This window comes from Polaribacter sp. ALD11, from assembly GCF_002831685.1.
Classification (GTDB): Bacteria; Bacteroidota; Bacteroidia; order Flavobacteriales; family Flavobacteriaceae; genus Polaribacter.
The window spans coordinates 1,277,230-1,294,398 of sequence record NZ_CP025119.1 but is presented as its reverse complement, the minus strand read 5'-3'; the positions used below and the strand labels follow the sequence as shown (position 1 = coordinate 1,294,398).

15 protein-coding genes are annotated in these 17,169 nt (G+C 26.5%); all 15 read right to left on the bottom strand.

All coding sequences use genetic code 11. The annotated features are described in order from the left end of the window. Positions 1-829: 829 nt before the first annotated feature. The 15 genes from CW731_RS05810 to CW731_RS05740 all read right to left on the bottom strand — a co-directional run bounded on the left by CW731_RS05810 (position 830) and on the right by CW731_RS05740 (position 17,104). The gene (locus CW731_RS05810) at positions 830-1,153 is read right to left on the bottom strand and encodes a hypothetical protein (RefSeq protein WP_100945835.1); all 324 of its coding nucleotides are present in this window, start codon (positions 1,151-1,153) and stop codon (positions 830-832) included. A 3-nt stretch (positions 1,154-1,156) separates the two neighbouring features. Next, complete coding sequence (locus CW731_RS05805; protein ID WP_100945834.1) at positions 1,157-1,741, bottom strand: hypothetical protein; 585 nt, start codon at positions 1,739-1,741, stop codon at positions 1,157-1,159. 769 nt (positions 1,742-2,510) lie between these two features. Next, positions 2,511-3,191, bottom strand: a complete 681-nt coding sequence (locus tag CW731_RS05800; protein ID WP_100945833.1) for a hypothetical protein — start codon at positions 3,189-3,191, stop codon at positions 2,511-2,513. 727 nt (positions 3,192-3,918) lie between these two features. Then, the gene (locus CW731_RS05795; RefSeq protein WP_100945832.1) at positions 3,919-4,899 is read right to left on the bottom strand and encodes a hypothetical protein; all 981 of its coding nucleotides are present in this window, start codon (positions 4,897-4,899) and stop codon (positions 3,919-3,921) included. 732 nt (positions 4,900-5,631) lie between these two features. Then, a complete protein-coding gene (locus CW731_RS05790; RefSeq protein ID WP_100945831.1) occupies positions 5,632-6,021 on the bottom strand; it encodes a hypothetical protein in 390 nt (129 codons plus the stop codon). Between the two features lie 1,313 nt (positions 6,022-7,334). Continuing rightward, entirely contained in the window at positions 7,335-7,853 is a 519-nt protein-coding gene (locus CW731_RS05785) for a hypothetical protein (protein ID WP_100945830.1), read from the bottom strand. A 3-nt stretch (positions 7,854-7,856) separates the two neighbouring features. Further along, positions 7,857-8,558: an ImmA/IrrE family metallo-endopeptidase gene (locus CW731_RS05780; protein ID WP_100945829.1), complete on the bottom strand. Its 702-nt coding sequence runs from the start codon at positions 8,556-8,558 to the stop codon at positions 7,857-7,859. Beyond that, on the bottom strand, positions 8,548-8,889 hold the full coding sequence (locus tag CW731_RS05775; RefSeq protein WP_100945828.1) for a helix-turn-helix domain-containing protein: 342 nt from the start codon (positions 8,887-8,889) through the stop codon (positions 8,548-8,550). Before CW731_RS05775 ends, CW731_RS05780 begins: the two co-directional genes overlap by 11 nt. A 246-nt stretch (positions 8,890-9,135) precedes the next feature. Continuing rightward, positions 9,136-9,798, bottom strand: a complete 663-nt coding sequence (locus CW731_RS05770) for a hypothetical protein (RefSeq protein ID WP_100945827.1) — start codon at positions 9,796-9,798, stop codon at positions 9,136-9,138. Positions 9,799-10,419: 621 nt separating this feature from the next. Beyond that, on the bottom strand, positions 10,420-10,872 hold the full coding sequence (locus CW731_RS05765; protein WP_100945826.1) for a hypothetical protein: 453 nt from the start codon (positions 10,870-10,872) through the stop codon (positions 10,420-10,422). An 841-nt stretch (positions 10,873-11,713) separates the two neighbouring features. Then, the gene (locus CW731_RS05760; RefSeq protein WP_100945825.1) at positions 11,714-12,520 is read right to left on the bottom strand and encodes a hypothetical protein; all 807 of its coding nucleotides are present in this window, start codon (positions 12,518-12,520) and stop codon (positions 11,714-11,716) included. 755 nt (positions 12,521-13,275) lie between these two features. Continuing rightward, positions 13,276-13,983, bottom strand: coding sequence for a hypothetical protein (locus CW731_RS05755; protein WP_100945824.1), 708 nt, complete (start codon positions 13,981-13,983; stop codon positions 13,276-13,278). Between the two features lie 815 nt (positions 13,984-14,798). Next, a complete protein-coding gene (locus tag CW731_RS05750; protein WP_100945823.1) occupies positions 14,799-15,836 on the bottom strand; it encodes a RelA/SpoT domain-containing protein in 1,038 nt (345 codons plus the stop codon). A 45-nt stretch (positions 15,837-15,881) separates the two neighbouring features. Then, entirely contained in the window at positions 15,882-16,733 is an 852-nt protein-coding gene (locus CW731_RS05745; RefSeq protein WP_157812245.1) for an IS3 family transposase, read from the bottom strand. Further along, positions 16,733-17,104: a transposase gene (locus tag CW731_RS05740; protein WP_100945806.1), complete on the bottom strand. Its 372-nt coding sequence runs from the start codon at positions 17,102-17,104 to the stop codon at positions 16,733-16,735. Before CW731_RS05740 ends, CW731_RS05745 begins: the two co-directional genes overlap by 1 nt. Between the last annotated feature and the right edge of the window lie 65 nt (positions 17,105-17,169).

The window sequence follows — 17,169 nt, the reverse complement described above, 5'->3', positions numbered from 1 at the left end:
AGCGTTGGCAAAAAAATAAATGTGCTGTTTGCGCGTTGGCTTTTTTAGTTCAAATGTTCAATTTTAGTAGGATTTCTGCATTACTTACAACGTTGTTGTGTTATGGAAAGTTGCGATTTTTATGAACGGCTATTTTCCGCAGGAAAATTGAAGTGAGTAAAAATGCAACTGCCTTCGGTTAAGCTAAAAATAAGCAATTTTTTATACACGGTGTTACCAAAAGTAGTTTTTTTATTTTCCAATTTTTCTTATTATTTTCTAAATTCAGCGTTCGAGTGAAAATTCCGCCAATATTTTAATTCCACATCTTGCTCAATTCCGCAATTTTGGTTTTTCAGCGTTTGAGTGTTTTCTTACATGCTTAATTCCGCCAATAATTTTTACTTTTTTTTTTGATTTTAAAGAAATTCTCAGCCTTTCTGAGTTTTCGTTTTAAAGATAATTTTACACAGATTTTACTCCGCATTTTGCTCAATTCCACACTGCTCAGTTTTTACTTTTTATTTTTCTAAATTCTCAAAAATGTAAACAAAATTCTTTCAGAATTTTCCAATCTTCAGAGAGTGTTCCGCAATTTTAAATTCTTTTTTTTAGCTTTTAAATGCTATTTTAAATTCAGGATTTGAGTGATTGAGCTATTTTTGGTAACGTGTTTGTATATGGTTTGTTGCGTATTTAAAGCAACTAATTTAGTAAATAATTACCGACCAAGAAAGTCCGCGAGGACTTTCGTAAGTAAGCGAGAAGCTAGCAATAAATTATATACGGTGTTGGCAAATCGTTTTTTTATTCAATAACAAATTTGAATTTTATAACGTTTCATTTTGTTTTAATCTATTTTTCGAATATTGAATTTTTTAATACATTTTTTACAGTGTGTCCAATGAGGGTTTCCTACAATACTTATTTTAAATTCAGTTTCAGTATATAATTCAATCTCTTCTTTTTTCTCTTCCCATTCTTCATATTCATTACATAAAGAGAAAATTTTTTGTTCAGGTTTATTTGTATATTCAAAGAGATGTAAAAAATTAGCTCTTCCAGACATATCAGGTATAAAATAATATTTTTTTATTTCTTCTCTAATTTTTTCGTTTAGTGCAGCAAAGTGTATTAAATCAGTTATATGTTCATATTTTTTAAGAGATTTCATTTTTTATAATGTGTGTTTTTTATATTTGTTAACTTTTTTTTCTTCTTCATTCCAGAGGTTTTCACGCCATTCCTCTACAATTTTAATTAAATCATTAAAATTCCATTTCTCAGATAAAAGACTGAACCCATTAAAAACAGGAGAACTAGCTCCCATTTTATGAAAAAATTTATTATTTTCAATATCGTAAATTTCTTTATATTCTATATTTAAATCTTCAAGTGGTTTTATTGTATATTTATGTAATTCACTTGGTAAATCTCTATGTTTATAATAGTTTGCTATCGTTATAATTAACTCTATTCTTGTTGTTTTCGAATTTTCTAAAACTTTTTGATCTAATGAATACTTTAAATGAAGTTTTGTTAAGTCAGGATATAAATCCGAAATACTACTATTTATATAGTTTTGTAAAATAATAAAAACCGTTCCTGTCAAATGTTCCGTGTCGTCAGCATAGAAATTATCCCACCAGTCAAAACTATCATCTTTACATAATTCTGCAACATTATTCAGTTGTTTTTGAAAAGGGTTTATAATGTTTTTTATATTTTCAATTCGAGTGTCTTTTCTGAAAAAGTGTTCCATAAATTTACTGTGAAATATTGATTTTAACTTATTCAGTTTTTAATGTTTGCCAACGTGTTTGTTTATGGAAAGTTGCGGTTTTGTGTGCGAGGATTTTCCAACGGAAAATCAGAAGTACATAAAAACGCAACGAACTTTTAGTTAAGCACTAATTTAGCAATTTTTTATAAACGGTGTTGGCAAATGCGTGTTTTAATTTCCGCTTAATTTTTTCTATAATTTTCTATTTCTTCTTAAATTATTTTCCTTTTTTATAAGATACAGTTTTAAACTTTTCTTTTAAAAGTGTTTAATTTTTTACTTTGGGATTTTACTCCAATTTTTCACAAGAGTAAAAACTCCACAATTTGTTCAATTCCGCAAACTTGCTAAATTCAGGTTTTGAGTAAGAATTCCAGTATTTTACTAAATTCCGAAATTTTGTTTTTTCAGCGCTTGAGTAAATTCTTGTTATTAAAATTCTAATACTTTCCCCTTTTTACAAATTTAACGAGCGAGAGAGTTTTCAACATTCTAAATTTTTGTTTTTTCGCCGTCATAAGATTAAAGGATTTTGAATCAGAAATTTTAAGCAAAACTTTTATTTAAATAACTAATGTTTTTTTGGCGACTTTCAACCAGTTTTTGCCAACGTTGTTGTATAAGAAAAGTTGCGGTTTTGTCAGCGAGGAATTTCCGAAGGAAATTCAGAAGTTGGCAAAAATGCAACTGCCTTTGTTTGAGCACTAATTTAGCGATTTTTTTTATACGGTGTTGGGTGTAGTTTTTTTTAATACATTTCTTGTTTATTCTCTATTTTAAATAATTCCAAATTCATTTTTTGTTCAATTTCAGATTCCAAATCTTTTTTGCAACCTAATAGAATTGGTACATCTTCAGCCGTTACTAAACACCAGTTTAAATTTTCCTCGAAAAGACAAGTGTCTAATTGAAAACCATATAATTCCTGTATTTCAAAATATTTTTCCAAACCGATATTTTCATATTCTCTTTGTACTTCTTCAATTCGATAATTATATTCTTCGTTTTCATAAATTAACAAATTCAGTTTTGACTTTTCTTTCAGCCTCTCAAGAGATTCTTTAAGTTTATTTATGCTTAAGTTTTCTAAATAATGAACTCCAGGGTTTTCAGGAATTAATTCAACAGTTTTCTGTGAGTATTCTACATTGAATTTTTCTGATAAAAATTTAATTGAAACAGGTTTATACAGTTCCTCTTTTTTAAGTAAAACATTAAATTCTTTTTCAATTTTCACTCGTTTGTTTTGGTCTTCAAATGTTTCGTTTTTTAAAGGATATTTCTCGAATGGAAAATTTTCAATTATTCCATAAATCCAATGAACAATAAATTTTGATTCAAAAATTTCTGGAACATAATTTTCCGCAAAATTCCATTTTTCTGAATTTTGATTATTATAAAAATTTATAAAGTCGTTAAATATTTTCATTTTTTAATTACACCCAACGAGTTTGTTTATGGAAAGTTGCGGTTTTGTGTGCGAGGATTTTCCAACGGAAAATCAGAAGTACATAAAAACGGAACGAACTTTTAGTTAAGCACTAATTTAGCAATTTTTTATAAACGGTGTTGGCAAATGCGTATTTTAATTTCCGCTTAATTTTTCTATAATTTTCTACTTCTTCTTAAATTATTTTCCTTTTTTTTATAAGATACAGTTCTAAATTTTTCTTTTAAAAGTGTTTAATTTTTTACTTTGGGATTTTGCTCCAATTTTTCACAAGAGTAAAAATTCCACAATTTGTTCAATTCCGCAAACTTGCTAAATTCAGAACTTGAGTAAGAATTCCAGTATTTTATTAAATTCCGCAATTTTGGTTTTTCAGCGTTTGAGTAAATTCTTGTTATTAAAATTCTAATACTTTCCCATTTTTACAAATTTTAACGAGCGAGAGAGTTTTCAATATTCTAAATTTTTGTTTTTTCGACGTAATAAGATTAAAGAATTTTGAATCACAAATTTTAAGCAAAACCTTTATTTAAATAACTTATGTTTTTTTGGCGACTTTCAACCAGTTTTTGCCAACGTGTTTGTATATGGTTTGTTGCGTGGTTAAGCACGTAATTTAGCAAATAAAAACCGAATAGAAAATCCGCGAGGATTTTCGTAAGTAGGCTAGAACTAAGCAATAAATTATATACGATGTTGGCAATAGTTATTTCTTAACAATACTTTCAATTACTGTGTTAATTTCACTTTTTTCAGTGCTTCCTTCTTTATTTTTTTCATAACCAGTTTGTTGATGGGAATAAATAGCTTGGGTTGCTTGTACTAATAATTTATCATTACCATCTTCAGTTTTAGCTGTGTCTAAAAGACTTAAAGTGCTTTTTAATGCATTGGATTTATGACTGTTTATAATGTAATTATGCATTAGTGAGCTATAATTTGAAAAGCATTTTTTAACTGCAAATATTAAAAGTGATAAATAGAATATTTTTAGAGTTATTGCTTTAAAAATAATTATGTAATAAAAATTAATTGTTTCAGATTTCAGATTTTCATTAAAAGGTTTTACTTGGGTTAAATCCTCTGATTTAAATACACTTGAAACTAAACTAAAATCTTTAGAATAGGAATGAACTGAAATAATAATAAATATCAATAAAGCAATTCCAATAACAAGCCAAATTATAGCAGAGTTACGATTCTTTTTAGCGACTAATTGAAAATCAATATTTTTATCAGCTAATTCAAGCTTTGATTTAAATACATTGAATTTTTTTTCCTCTTCTGAAATTCTTGCTTGTTCAGAATTTAATTTTTCTCTTAAGGATTTAATTTCATTTGCCTCTTTTTGAATATTATCTCTTTCTTTTTCAATTTCTTTAAGAGTTTCTTTGTATTCAGATTGAAAATTTGAGCCCTCAATACTTTCTAGTTCAATGTACTCAAGAATAGTAGAAAGAGCGTTGTTTAATTCTCTAATTGCAAGATAATAATCACTTTCGTTATCAAAACTTAAAGATATACTGTCAATGGTTTTTAAAAAACTAGGTCTGTTTTCTGGGAAATACTTTTCAATGTATAAAAGTAATTTAGAATAGACTTCGCTTACTATTTCAGGTTTCCACTCATTATTTATAAACTGAAGTTTCTCTTGAAGTTCAAAAATTTTATCTTTTAGATGATTCATATTTTAATTATTGCCAACGGATTTGTATATGATTTGTTGCGTTATTTTGGACTAAATTTAGTAAAAAAAATCGGAATAGAAAATCCCCCAAGGGATTTTCGTATGTAGGCGAGAACCAGCAATTAATTATATACGTTGTTAGTTTTTCGTTGCGAAACATTTTTATAAGCACGTTTTTTTGCGTTTCTAAGTTTTTCAAGAATTTAAAATTCAAGATTTGTTTATGTTTGATTTTTTCTTTAAAATTCTAAACATTCTTTTTTAGATTCACGTAAAACAGTTTTTTTTCACGAGTTTAAAATTCAAAATTTGTTATATTTCATTAAACTTTTTCTTTAAAATTCTAAATATTCTTTTTTGGATTTAGTCAAACCAGCAATTTTTCACGAGTTTAAAGATTTTCAATTTGTTAGTTTTTTTCTAAACTTTTTCTTTAAAACTCTAAATATTCTTTTTTTAGATTTATGCAAAACAGCGTTTTTTATGAGTTTAAAAATTTACGATTTATTGATTTTTAATTATTCAAAAACATTCTCAATAATTCTCTTTTTTCTTTAATATTCTCATTTTTTCTGAGCAATGAAAACTAACGGTTTTGTGTATGGTTAGTTGCGTGGTTAAGCAACTAATTTAGCAAACTTTCACGAACCCGTGAATATTCCGCAGGAATATTCGCAAGTAGGCTAAAACCAAGCAATTAATTATACACGGTGTTAGCACACGTTTTTATTTTTATTCCATCTTTTTATATTCATAATGTTTGTCAAAAAGTCCTCCTTCATTTTTATAAATCAGTTTCTTTTTGTCAACTTCAATCAGAATATAATTCCGATTTCCAATAGTCAGAATTGAGTCAGTCAATTTATAAGTCGCATCATATTCATTTCCCATTTGGTTAATAAATATTGTTTTGTCCTTATTAAAAGTCAGAGTGGTTTCCAATTCGGTTTTTGAGTCAGATTCCGATTTAGAATCATTTTCCGTAAGTGGCTCAATATCGTCAGGAAAAGAGTCCGTTTCCGCAACCAAAATCCATTTTCCGATTAGTTGTTTTTCCAATTCAGATTGCGCTGTGCAAGAATTAATTCCGAAAATCAAAGTTAAGATTATTAATATTCTCATAGTTTTTCTCAAATGTGTGCTAACGAGTTTGTTTATGGAAAGTTGCGGTTTTGTGTGCGAGGATTTTCCAACGGAAAATCAGAAGTACATAAAAACGGAACGAACTTTTAGTTAAGCACTAATTTAGCATTTTTTTATAAACGGTGTTGGCAAATGCGTATTTTAATTTCCGCTTAATTTTTTCTATAATTTTCTACTTCTTCTTAAATTATTTTCCTTTTTTTATAAGATACAGTTCTAAATTTTTCTTTTAAAAGTGTTTAATTTTTTACTTTGGGATTTTGCTCCAATTTTTCACAAGAGTAAAAATTCCACAATTTGTTCAATTCCGCAAACTTGCTAAATTCAGAACTTGAGTAAGAATTCCAGTATTTTACTAAATTCCGCAATTTTGGTTTTTCAGCGTTTGAGTAAATTCTTGTTATTAAAATTCTAATACTTTCCCATTTTTACAAATTTTAACGAGCGAGAGAGTTTTCAATATTCTAAATTTTTGTTTTTTCGACGTAATAAGATTAAAGAATTTTGAATCACAAATTTTAAGCAAAACCTTTATTTAAATAACTTATGTTTTTTTGGCGACTTTCAACTAGTTTTTGCCAACGAGTTTGTTTATGGAAAGTTGCGGTTTTGTGTGCGAGGATTTTCCAACGGAAAATCAGAAGTACATAAAAACGCAACGAACTTTTAGTTAAGCACTAATTTAGCATTTTTTTATAAACGGTGTTGGCAAATGCGTATTTTAATTTCCGCTTAATTTTTTCTATAATTTTCTACTTCTTCTTAAAATATTTTCCTTTTTTTATAAGATACAGTTCTAAATTTTTCTTTTAAAAGTGTTTAATTTTTTACTTTGGGATTTTGCTCCAATTTTTCACAAGAGTAAAAATTCCACAATTTGTTCAATTCCGCAAACTTGCTAAATTCAGAACTTGAGTAAGAATTCCAGTATTTTATTAAATTCCGCAATTTTGGTTTTTCAGCGTTTGAGTAAATTCTTGTTATTAAAATTCTAATACTTTCCCATTTTTACAAATTTTAACGAGCGAGAGAGTTTTCAATATTCTAAATTTTTGTTTTTTCGACGTAATAAGATTAAAGAATTTTGAATCACAAATTTTAAGCAAAACCTTTATTTAAATAACTTATGTTTTTTTGGCGACTTTCAACCAGTTTTTGCCAACGTGTTTGTATAAGATTAGTTGCGTTGTTTAAGCACTAAAGTTAGCAAATAAATCACAGATAGAAAGTCCTCGTGGACTTTCGTAAATAGGCTAGAACTAGCAATTAATTTTATACGGTGTTGGGCAATGTTAACTTTTAAATTTAGTTAAATATTCTTGCATAGATTTACAAGGTAATTTACTCCCTTTCTTAAGTACTTTTGAAATAAAATCATCACATTCTACAGTGTTCATTTTTCCATTTAAAAAGGCAATATAAATAAAATCCATTGTTGTTAAATACTGTATTTTATGTTCTGTACAATAAGCTTTAATATCTTTTAAATTACTGCTCGCAAGTACATCATTATTAAATCGACAATACGCCATGCAAGCACTTTCTCCTGGTCCATAAGTTTTTTTTAGTCTAGCAAATTCTCTAAATACATTCATATCTGCTTTAATGGATAATTCTTCAAGTTGTTTGAATGTAATCATATTTTCAATTTGTGTTCGAGTACGACCTTTGAAGACTTCGTCAAATACTTCTTTAAAGATGTATAATTTATTCTCTAAAACACTGCATAAAAGACCTAATTGATCTCCTTTGATAAAGTGAATTATAATATCAGCATCAATGATTATTTTCTTTTTTTTATCAATAGTCATAAGTTAATCATTAAATAAATCTATACCAATAGAATTTAAGAGGGTTAAGTAATGACTTTCTGATATTTTTTCATTTTCAAAAAGATATCTGCTTTTTGAACCAAAATCTCCAATTACTAGGTTTTCATTTCCTTGTTCATAAAGTTTAGTAGAGTACCCGTTTTGTTTTGCTTTTAATTTAATATCCTGTCTATATTCCTCAAATTTAGAATCTGTAATAACATTTAATTCTTTTAAGCGAAATAATAAAGCAGTTCTTGAACATTTGAAATAATGTTCTGTCTTTAGGATAGTTTTTAAGTTTATCTTATTTTTTTTTAATTCTTCATCAGGAATGAAATTTAAAATAGCATCATCTGGCATTAATAAGTAAGAAGCGAAAATATCAGCTAAATATTCATTCGTTCTTTTGTCGAATTTTCCTGAAATTGAATTATGTGGGGTGAAATTTGGATCGAAGTATAAATGATATAATTCATGACAAATAGAGAAATTTTGTCTCCCTATTGAATGATTAGAATTTATAAGCATAAAGTTTTTGTCTTTAGATTTAATAGCCATTCCGGAAAAATCTTGAGACAAAGGTTTAAATATAGTAATTACATTTAGTTTAATGAGAAAGCTTTCTAAATCAATAGGTTCTAAATTACTATACCCATTTTGATTTCTAAACTCCGTAGCTTTTTTTCGTGTTTTATAAATCATTAATTAATGTATCGATTTTGATGTAATTTAAAACTATTTTTTTAAAATCGGCAATTGCTTTTATGTCAGAATCTGTGCCATTACTTCTGAAAGCAAATGAAAGATTAGCTTTCTTAATATCTATATTTTCTTCTAAAAGCTCTTCTAGTTCTATACCGAAAAGACTACATAGTTTTTCCATGTTTTCATATGGGACATCTCTTTTTCCAAGTTCATAATTAGAAATTTGTTCTCTAGAGATTGATAGGTAATTCGCTAAATGGTCTTGGTTATATCCTAAAGCTTTTCTATACTCTTTGATATTAGTCCCGATTATTTCAGTAGTGTCCATTTTAATATTAGTTTTATGTTACAAAATAACGATAAATTTAATTACTGACAAAATATGTAACAATAATTTAACTCTTGAAAACGGAATTTAGTAGTTTCCTATAATATTGCCCAACGGTTTTGTGTATGATTAGTGGCGTGTTCAAGCACCTAATTTAGCAAATAAAAACCGAATAGAAAATCCGCGAGGATTTTCGTAAGTAGGCGAGAACTAGACATTAATTATACATGTTGTTGTAAAATGTTTTTATTCATTCGGTTGCTCAGTCAGAGTATTGAATTCAAACACTTTATTTTCAATATTTTCAGTCGTGAATTTTTTAAAGTCATTAACAAATAGTGTAATATCTTGATTTTTATCACTTAATATTTCTAAATTATACTTTTCGTTTATTGTTAAATTCAAAGGAAGTTTTTTCTTGTTTATTGTGAACGATGTATAATCTTCAAACATTGTATTTATATTTATAAAATCGTCCTTTGATTTTATTGTAGTTCCAATTCCGATTCCGTCATTATTTTTTGAATTCACGTAAGATTTGAATGTGATTTTAACTTTTATAGAATCAGTAATATTCTTTGTTTCATTAATTGAAATACTATCAATTGAATGTTTAGGTTTAATAAAATCCAATTGTATTTTATTTGCAACTATTGAGTATTTTCCTGAACCAAATTCATTGATTATAAATGAAGGTCCACAAAAAACTCTTTTCCATTTCTTTTTATTCCAGTAAATTAAAGTTGAATCTCCTTTGTATGAAGTATAGCCAAAATTCTGATTAGGTAATAAATGAATAAATGATAAATTGTCAGATGTAAAATAGATTTTTTCTCTATTATTCTCTTGAGAGTATAAATTGTTAAATATTAATAGAATTCCAAATAATAAAAAAGTATTCAATTTCATATATAATGTTTATTCAAATATATCTTTCATAATTATTAAAATAAAGTTCTATTTAGTGAACGATACTTTTGGTTGAGGGAAAAGACCTTTCAGTTTAGACAAATGTTTTACAACGGTTTTGTGTATGGAAAGCTGCATTTTTGTTACGTCTGATTTTCCGAAGGAAAATCAGACGTAACAAAAATGCAACGACCTTTGATTAAGCGCTAAACTACGCAATTTTTTATACACATTGTTGTGTGTAGTTTTTTATAATTCTATTGATGGTTCTGATTGTCCAATAATATTTCTACCAAAAGTTATTAATTCAAATAGTCTTAATACTGATATTTTTAGTTCATCTTGATTAGAATAATATCCGTTTATTTTTCCATATTCAATATAGTCTGAAATATTAAATCTCCAATATCATTGTGCTATATTATTTTTCGACCAAAAATTGCAACAACTCAAAAATCCAAGACTTTCATTTCCGAAATACGGTTCATTCCATTTTTATGGACTAATGCTAATTAGATTCCAAAAATTCAGATATTCTCCTTTTAATTTAGATTCAGTTTTCCAAATATCTGAATAAAGTTCTTTTTTAGTTATTGATTCCCACTTATCCATTATAGTTTTCTATTTAATTGGCATTGTAATTTTTCCAGGAATTTCAATAAGAATACTATCTAAAGCAAATAAAGCTTGAATTTGAAATGAATTATCTTTTTTGTTTTCAGGAATGAAATCATACTCAAACTCTGACTCAGTATAATTTTCATAAATCAAAGTACTTGATTTTTTGCCTCCTTTTTTTGTTACAGCATAAATATTGTATTTTGGTAATTTTTGAATAGAAGAAAAAACAAATTTAAACTTATTAGGCTTATTTATTATTAAATCATTCTTTTCAGATATTCCCCATAAGTTTGAATTAATAAGTCTGTTATAAGTCTTATTACTCAAAGAGTCCAATAATATCTTATTCAATTTTTCTAATTCAGATATTTTATTGTTTAATTTCTCAATCTTTTTGTTTCCGCAAGAAGTAATTAAAACTAACATAAATAAAAGAGTAATAATATTTTTCATTTTTCGGATTTTTTTGGAAATTACACACAACGGATTTGTATATGATTTGTTGCGTGATTCGGGACTAAATTTAGTAAAAAAAAAGCGGAATAGAAAATCCCCCAAGGGATTTTCGTATGTAGGCGAGAACCAGCAATTAATTATATACGTTGTTGCTATTTGTTGTTTTTAATTATTCAATTTTTTCTCTAAAATTCCTTTTTCGATTTTCTAGAATCAGCTTTTTAAAAATCTTTGTTGATTTTTGGTGCTTTTTCTTTTTTGTTTTAATTTTTCTTGATTTAAAATTTATTTACAAAGTTTTAGGAATCAGTTTTTAAAATCTTTGTTGATGTTTGGTGCTTTTTCTTTTTTGTTTTAATTTTTCTTAATTTAAAATTTATTTACAAAGTTTCGTAATCAGCTTTTTTAAAATCTTTGTTGATGTTTCGTACTTTTTCTTTTAATTTTTCTTGATTTAAAATTTATTCACAAAGTTTTAGGAGTCAGTTTTTTAAAATCTTTGTTGATTTTTTGTGCTTTTCTTTTTTCTTTTAATTTTTCTTGATTTAAAATTTATTCACAAAGTTTTAGGAATCAGTATTTTTAAAAATATTTATTGATATTTTGATACTTTTTTTTTGATTTTTTTCTTGAAATAATTGACAAAATTGATTGTTCAAAACTTTGTTTTTTACTGAAATTTCACAATAAATTGCAACGTTTTTGTATATTATTTGTTGCGTATTTCGAGCAACTAATTTAGTAAATAATTACCGACCAATAAAGTTCGCGAGGACTTTCTTAAGTAGGCGAGAAGCTAGCAATAAATTATATACGGTGTTGTGCGTAGTTTTTTTGATTAAAATATCGTTTTTATTATCTTTTCTACTCCAAATATTAAATCATTTACATCATCTTTGGTAGGTTCTTTTTCTTTGTTGTGATCACAGAGGTTTCTCAAATCTCCTAAAAATTGAATTTTTCTCCAAACTGTTGTTTCAATAATATCTCCACTTTTTAATTTATCATTAAATTCAGATATAGTTGGGTTCTTTTTTGTGATTTTTATTTTATGGTTTAGACAAACTTGTGCTAAATGTTTTTCTAATATTACTCCACAAATAGCTCCAGCTCCTCTCACGAAACCTTTTTTATTTAATTCTTTTGCTGAATCCAATTCGGAATCAAAAATGTCTGCCTGTGTTAATTGTTTAATATCAAACAATGTGCTTTCAAATCTTTTTTCTACTGATTTCAATATAAATAACTGTTGTTCAAATTGTGGAATTGCAGAACTTGGAGAAGCTTTTTTGTCTCCATAAGAAGTTGTAACAGTTAAATTTTGAAGAAAGTCTTCTATTACATAATTACCATATTCAATTTTTTTTCTTGTTTTTGGTTTTTCATATAACTTAATAAAATCATTCACTCTATCAGCTAAAAGTTGTCTTATTAGGACTAGAGATTCCGAATACCAACTTTGATAATTATTTTTAAAAGAAATAATATTAGTAATATATTCTTCTCCTTTTTCCTTGCCAAATTTTTCTATAACTTGTTCCTCAACCTTTTCTTTATAAACTTGATGTTTCATTGAAATATTAAGTTTTTCTCCAGTTGTGATTAATTCAACTAAATCTTTTTTGTATTTATCTAAATTTCTCATTTTTATTTTTCATTTAGGGAATTACGCACAACGGATTTGTATATGATTTGTTGCGTGATTCGGGACTAAATTTAGTAAAAAAAATCGGAATAGAAAATCCCCCAAGGGATTTTCGTATGTAGGCGAAAACCAGCAATTAATTATATACGTTGTTAGTTTTTCGTTATGAAACATTCAAATAAGCACGTTTTTTTGCGTTTCTAAATTTTTTCTTTAAAATTCTAAACATTCTTTTTTAGATTCACGTAAAACAGCAATTTTTTTACGAGTTTAAAATTCAGAGTTTTTTTATTAAACTTTTCTTTAAAATTCTAAACATTCTTTTTTGGATTTACGCAAAACAGCAATTTTTTTACGAGTTTAAAATTCAGAGTTTTTTATTAAACTTTTTCTTTAAAAATCTAAACTTTCTTTTTTAGATTTACGTAAAACAGCGATTTTTCACGAGTTTAAAGATTTTCAATTTGTTTATTTTTTTCTGAACTTTATTTTTTAGATTCAAGCAAAACAACATTTTTTCACGAGTTTATAAATTCATAATTTATTCATTTTAATTATTTAAATATTCTCGATAATTCTATTTATTCTTGAAATTTCCATTTTTTCTGAATAATGAAAACTAACGGTTTGTATATGGTTTGTTGCGTTTTTAAAGCACTAAATTTAGTAAATAAAAACGGAATAGAAAATCCCCTAAGGATTTTCGTAAGTAGGCGAGTACTAGCAATGAATTATATACGTTGTTAGCAACTGGGTTATTTTTTCTCAATTTCAAAATCAATTAATTTTGACTTTAAGAGTTTCTCAAAAATCTTTAGTATTAGTTTATAAATATTACTAATTTCTATAACTCCAAATACAGCTGTTCTTTCAGTTAATCCTTTTTCAATTAAATCATCTATTCCGCTATTGTATTTATATTTTATTTCAAAAGCTCTTATTTCGATACACAATAAACTAACTTCTGATATTATAGTCTCATCAATATCTAATGAATGAAAACTGATTATTGTTTCTAACTTTGTCTTAAATTCATTCAGTCTATTTTTCTCTTTTGTAATTAAATCAAATCCTAAGTTAGGTGTCAAATTATTAAATGTATTTAAAATCTCTTGTTTCATTTTTAAATGAGTTATTTCATCCAAGAGGTTTAAATTAATTATTCCAATAAATCTATGATTTTTAATGTCTTTTTTAGCTGTGTAAATTGATAAATTATAAGAAGTTAGTTCTTGATTTTTAAAAGGTATTTTTTCTGTAAAATCACAAAACTCTTGAATTAAATATGAAATCTTAGTTATTATAAATTTTTTCCTTTTCTTTTTTAAAAGCCTTAATGTAAAGTAAGGTATAACAAGAATAGATAATAGAATATTTAGAATTAAGAATATAGTACTAACAAAGAATTTCATCTCAAAAGATTCCCAGTTAAAATTAGTAAAAAAGTCTATCATTATTTTCATTTTTCCTTGTTGCTAACGGATTTGTATATGGTTTGTTGCGTGATTCGGGACTAAATTTAGTAAAAAAAATCGGAATAGAAAATCCCCCAAGGGATTTTCGTAAGTAGGCGAGTACCAGCAATTAATTATATACGTTGTTGCTATTTGTTGTTTTTAATTGTTCAATTTTTTCTCTAAAATTCCTTTTTCGATTTTCTAGAATCAGCTTTTTAAAAATCTTTGTTTATTTTTCGTGCTTTTTCTTTTTTGTTTTAATTTTTCTTGATTTAAAATTTATTTATACAAAGTTTTAGGAATCAGTTTTTAAAATCTTTGTTGATTTTTCGTGCTTTTTCTTTTTTGTTTTAATTTTTCTTGATTTAAAATTTATTTACAAAGTTTTAGTAATCAGTTTTTAAAATCTTTGTTGATGTTTCGTACTTTTTCTTTTTTGTTTTAATTTAAAATCTATTCACAAAGTTTTAGTAATCAGTTTTTTAAAATCTTTGTTTATTTTTTGTGCTTTTTCTTTTTTGTTTTAATTTTTCTTGATTTAAAATTTATTCACAAAGTTTTAGGAATCAGTATTTTTAAAAATATTTATTGATATTTGATACTTTTTCTTTTGATTTTTTTCTTGAAATAATTGACAAAATTGATTGTTCAAAACTTTGTTTTTTACTGAAATTTCACAATAAATTGCAACGTTGTTGTATATGGTTTGTTGCGTATTTCAAGCAACTAATTTAGTAAATAATTACCGACCAAGAAAGTCCGCAAGGACTTTCGCAAGTAGGCTAGAACTAGCAATAAATTATATACGGTGTTAGCATACGTTATTTTACTAATTTCATTTCTTTGCAATTATGATTTATCTTTTCTAAAGCAATTATAAATTCAGAAGTATCTAAAAAATAACTTGGATAAGCTTTTTTTAATGATTTTAATGAAATTGACGAAACTAAAACTACAGCATTTTCGGTGTCTTTAATATTCTTTTCTAATTCAAGATATTGATTTGAAGCCGATTCAAATTCACTTTTCTTAAATGTCATAATATTAACTACTTTTTCTTTGATGTTAATATTGATTATATAATATTCCCCAACATATTTGTCAGTTTCTATTTGTCTCGCCGATATTCTTAAACCTTTCAGTATTGTAATTATATTCAGTCTTTGAGTATATTCAAAACATTCAACCATTAGGCTTTCCATTGTTCTTTCAGAATGTTCTTTTAGTAAAGGTAATTGTTCTTTTATTGCAAATAATGAACTTACAATTTTAAAAAAATCAAGCCATTCATCGGGACCTTGACTTGATTTCAAAGATGTTTTAGTCAAGATTCCGGCTGTTTCGACTGCTGTAGCCCAGTTATGTTGAAGTTTTGTTCGAATCTGTAACTCTAATAATAAACCATTATATTTTTCAATCTTCGAGTTATAAATGTAAATTAAATGAATACTTCTGTATCCAGATTCTTTAGGTCTTTCAACATAATCAACAACTCTTTTTAGCTTATGATTTAATTTATTTTTATCCAAGACATTTTTGAGTTTGTATAAATCTTTAGTGTCCTTTAGAACTGATCTAAATCCTCCAATATCTTGCATTCCTCCTAATCCCATATTCTCATTTAAATCTAATTTGTATTCAATAGAAGTTAAACGTTTTAATCTTTGAGATGTTAAAATAGGTTCAATTTTGTTCTTTTCAGTAACTCGAAGTAAAGCATTTTTCATAACATTCAAAGGATGAAGGTGATTAGTTCTCCATCTGTTAATTTTTTCAAGTGCAAGATTTCTATCTTCTTCTGTTTTTGAAGAAAGTATTTTTTGTCCTGCTTTCGATATTTCTTTTTTACTGAATGTCATTTTTAATGTCTAGTCCTGAAATATGGCTACAGGTTAAAATTGAATTTAGGCTGATAATTGATATACCATATTAGGTGTTTTATAGTCTAAAGATAAGTGTAATCTTATTTCGTTGTATAAATTAATTGCATTTTTTGCAGCTCTCTTTGCGTGACTCACGTTATCAAAGGTTTGGTCGAGATAAAATTCATCTTTTAAAATTCCATTTACTCTTTCTGCCATTGCGTTTTCGTAACAATGATTTTCTTCGGTCATACTAATCTCTATCTTTTTTCTTTTGAGTATTTGTGTGTATAGATTACTACAATACTGTATTCCTCTGTCTGAATGATGAATAAGTTGTTTAATGTTTTTAGCTTGATAAATAGCCTTATTAAGAGCTCTTAGACATCCTTTTAACTCCAAACTATCACTTAGGTCGTAACCTACTATTTTTCTAGAATGCATATCAGTTATTAAAGCCAAATAGCAAAACCCTTTTACGGTTCTAATGTATGTGATGTCAGATACCCAAACTTGGTTATTTCTAGTAACTTCCAGGTCTTTTATGATGTTGTTATATTTATAAAAACGATGATAAGAGTTCGTAGTTCTAGCACTTGTTTTTCTTCTAAGTGTTAACATTTTATGCTTTCTAAGCACATAAAATAAAGTATCTCTACCAACTTTAATATTAGCTTTATTAAAATCTACATTTAAGGATTTCACGAGTTTTCTTACACCTTCTCTAGGAAGGGATTTGCGTCTTTTTTTAACGATGTTAATAATCTGTTGTTCTAGTTTTAAACGTTTATCAGCTCTAGATTTGTATTTATAATACGCGTCACGCTTATGTCCAAAACAATGGGTTATAGTTTTTAAAGAAGCAAATCCCTTAGATTTCTCTTTAGCTTTAATTAAGGCTTTATACTTAACTTTTTTTTTAGTTCAGCGATAGATTTATATCCTAAATCTTCAGCAGCTACTTCAAGATAGGATTCTTCTACCATAGCATCGAGATCTTTTTTTAGGAGTAGTTTTTTAAGCTGTTCAACCTCTTTTTGAAGTGCTTTAATTCTAGATATTTCGTCTTTAGTTTCCACTTTTACTCTGGTATTCATTAAGTCTTTACGATTGTACTTTTTAATCCACACATTTACTGTTGTAGGAGCAATAGAGTAGAGTTTACAAAGTTCGCTCTTTGTGTGTTTTCCGATGGCAAGTTCGGCTAATATTTTTAATTTAAAAGGTTCACTGTAACGTCTAATTACTTTGTCATTTCTGTACATAATGTTTAATATTATGTAGCCTTATTTCAGGACGGGTCATAATGTATGCTAACGTTGTTGTGTAT

What these genes read in the sequence shown, in the direction of transcription:
- CW731_RS05810 (WP_100945835.1), bottom strand. Translation starts at nt 1,153, where the DNA reads ATGAAATCTCTTAAAAAATATGAACATATAACTGATTTAATACACTTT.
- CW731_RS05805 (WP_100945834.1), bottom strand. Translation starts at nt 1,741, where the DNA reads ATGGAACACTTTTTCAGAAAAGACACTCGAATTGAAAATATAAAAAAC.
- CW731_RS05800 (WP_100945833.1), bottom strand. Translation starts at nt 3,191, where the DNA reads ATGAAAATATTTAACGACTTTATAAATTTTTATAATAATCAAAATTCA.
- CW731_RS05795 (WP_100945832.1), bottom strand. Translation starts at nt 4,899, where the DNA reads ATGAATCATCTAAAAGATAAAATTTTTGAACTTCAAGAGAAACTTCAG.
- CW731_RS05790 (WP_100945831.1), bottom strand. Translation starts at nt 6,021, where the DNA reads ATGAGAATATTAATAATCTTAACTTTGATTTTCGGAATTAATTCTTGC.
- CW731_RS05785 (WP_100945830.1), bottom strand. Translation starts at nt 7,853, where the DNA reads ATGACTATTGATAAAAAAAAGAAAATAATCATTGATGCTGATATTATA.
- CW731_RS05780 (WP_100945829.1), bottom strand. Translation starts at nt 8,558, where the DNA reads ATGATTTATAAAACACGAAAAAAAGCTACGGAGTTTAGAAATCAAAAT.
- CW731_RS05775 (WP_100945828.1), bottom strand. Translation starts at nt 8,889, where the DNA reads ATGGACACTACTGAAATAATCGGGACTAATATCAAAGAGTATAGAAAA.
- CW731_RS05770 (WP_100945827.1), bottom strand. Translation starts at nt 9,798, where the DNA reads ATGAAATTGAATACTTTTTTATTATTTGGAATTCTATTAATATTTAAC.
- CW731_RS05765 (WP_100945826.1), bottom strand. Translation starts at nt 10,872, where the DNA reads ATGAAAAATATTATTACTCTTTTATTTATGTTAGTTTTAATTACTTCT.
- CW731_RS05760 (WP_100945825.1), bottom strand. Translation starts at nt 12,520, where the DNA reads ATGAGAAATTTAGATAAATACAAAAAAGATTTAGTTGAATTAATCACA.
- CW731_RS05755 (WP_100945824.1), bottom strand. Translation starts at nt 13,983, where the DNA reads ATGAAAATAATGATAGACTTTTTTACTAATTTTAACTGGGAATCTTTT.
- CW731_RS05750 (WP_100945823.1), bottom strand. Translation starts at nt 15,836, where the DNA reads ATGACATTCAGTAAAAAAGAAATATCGAAAGCAGGACAAAAAATACTT.
- CW731_RS05740 (WP_100945806.1), bottom strand. Translation starts at nt 17,104, where the DNA reads ATGTACAGAAATGACAAAGTAATTAGACGTTACAGTGAACCTTTTAAA.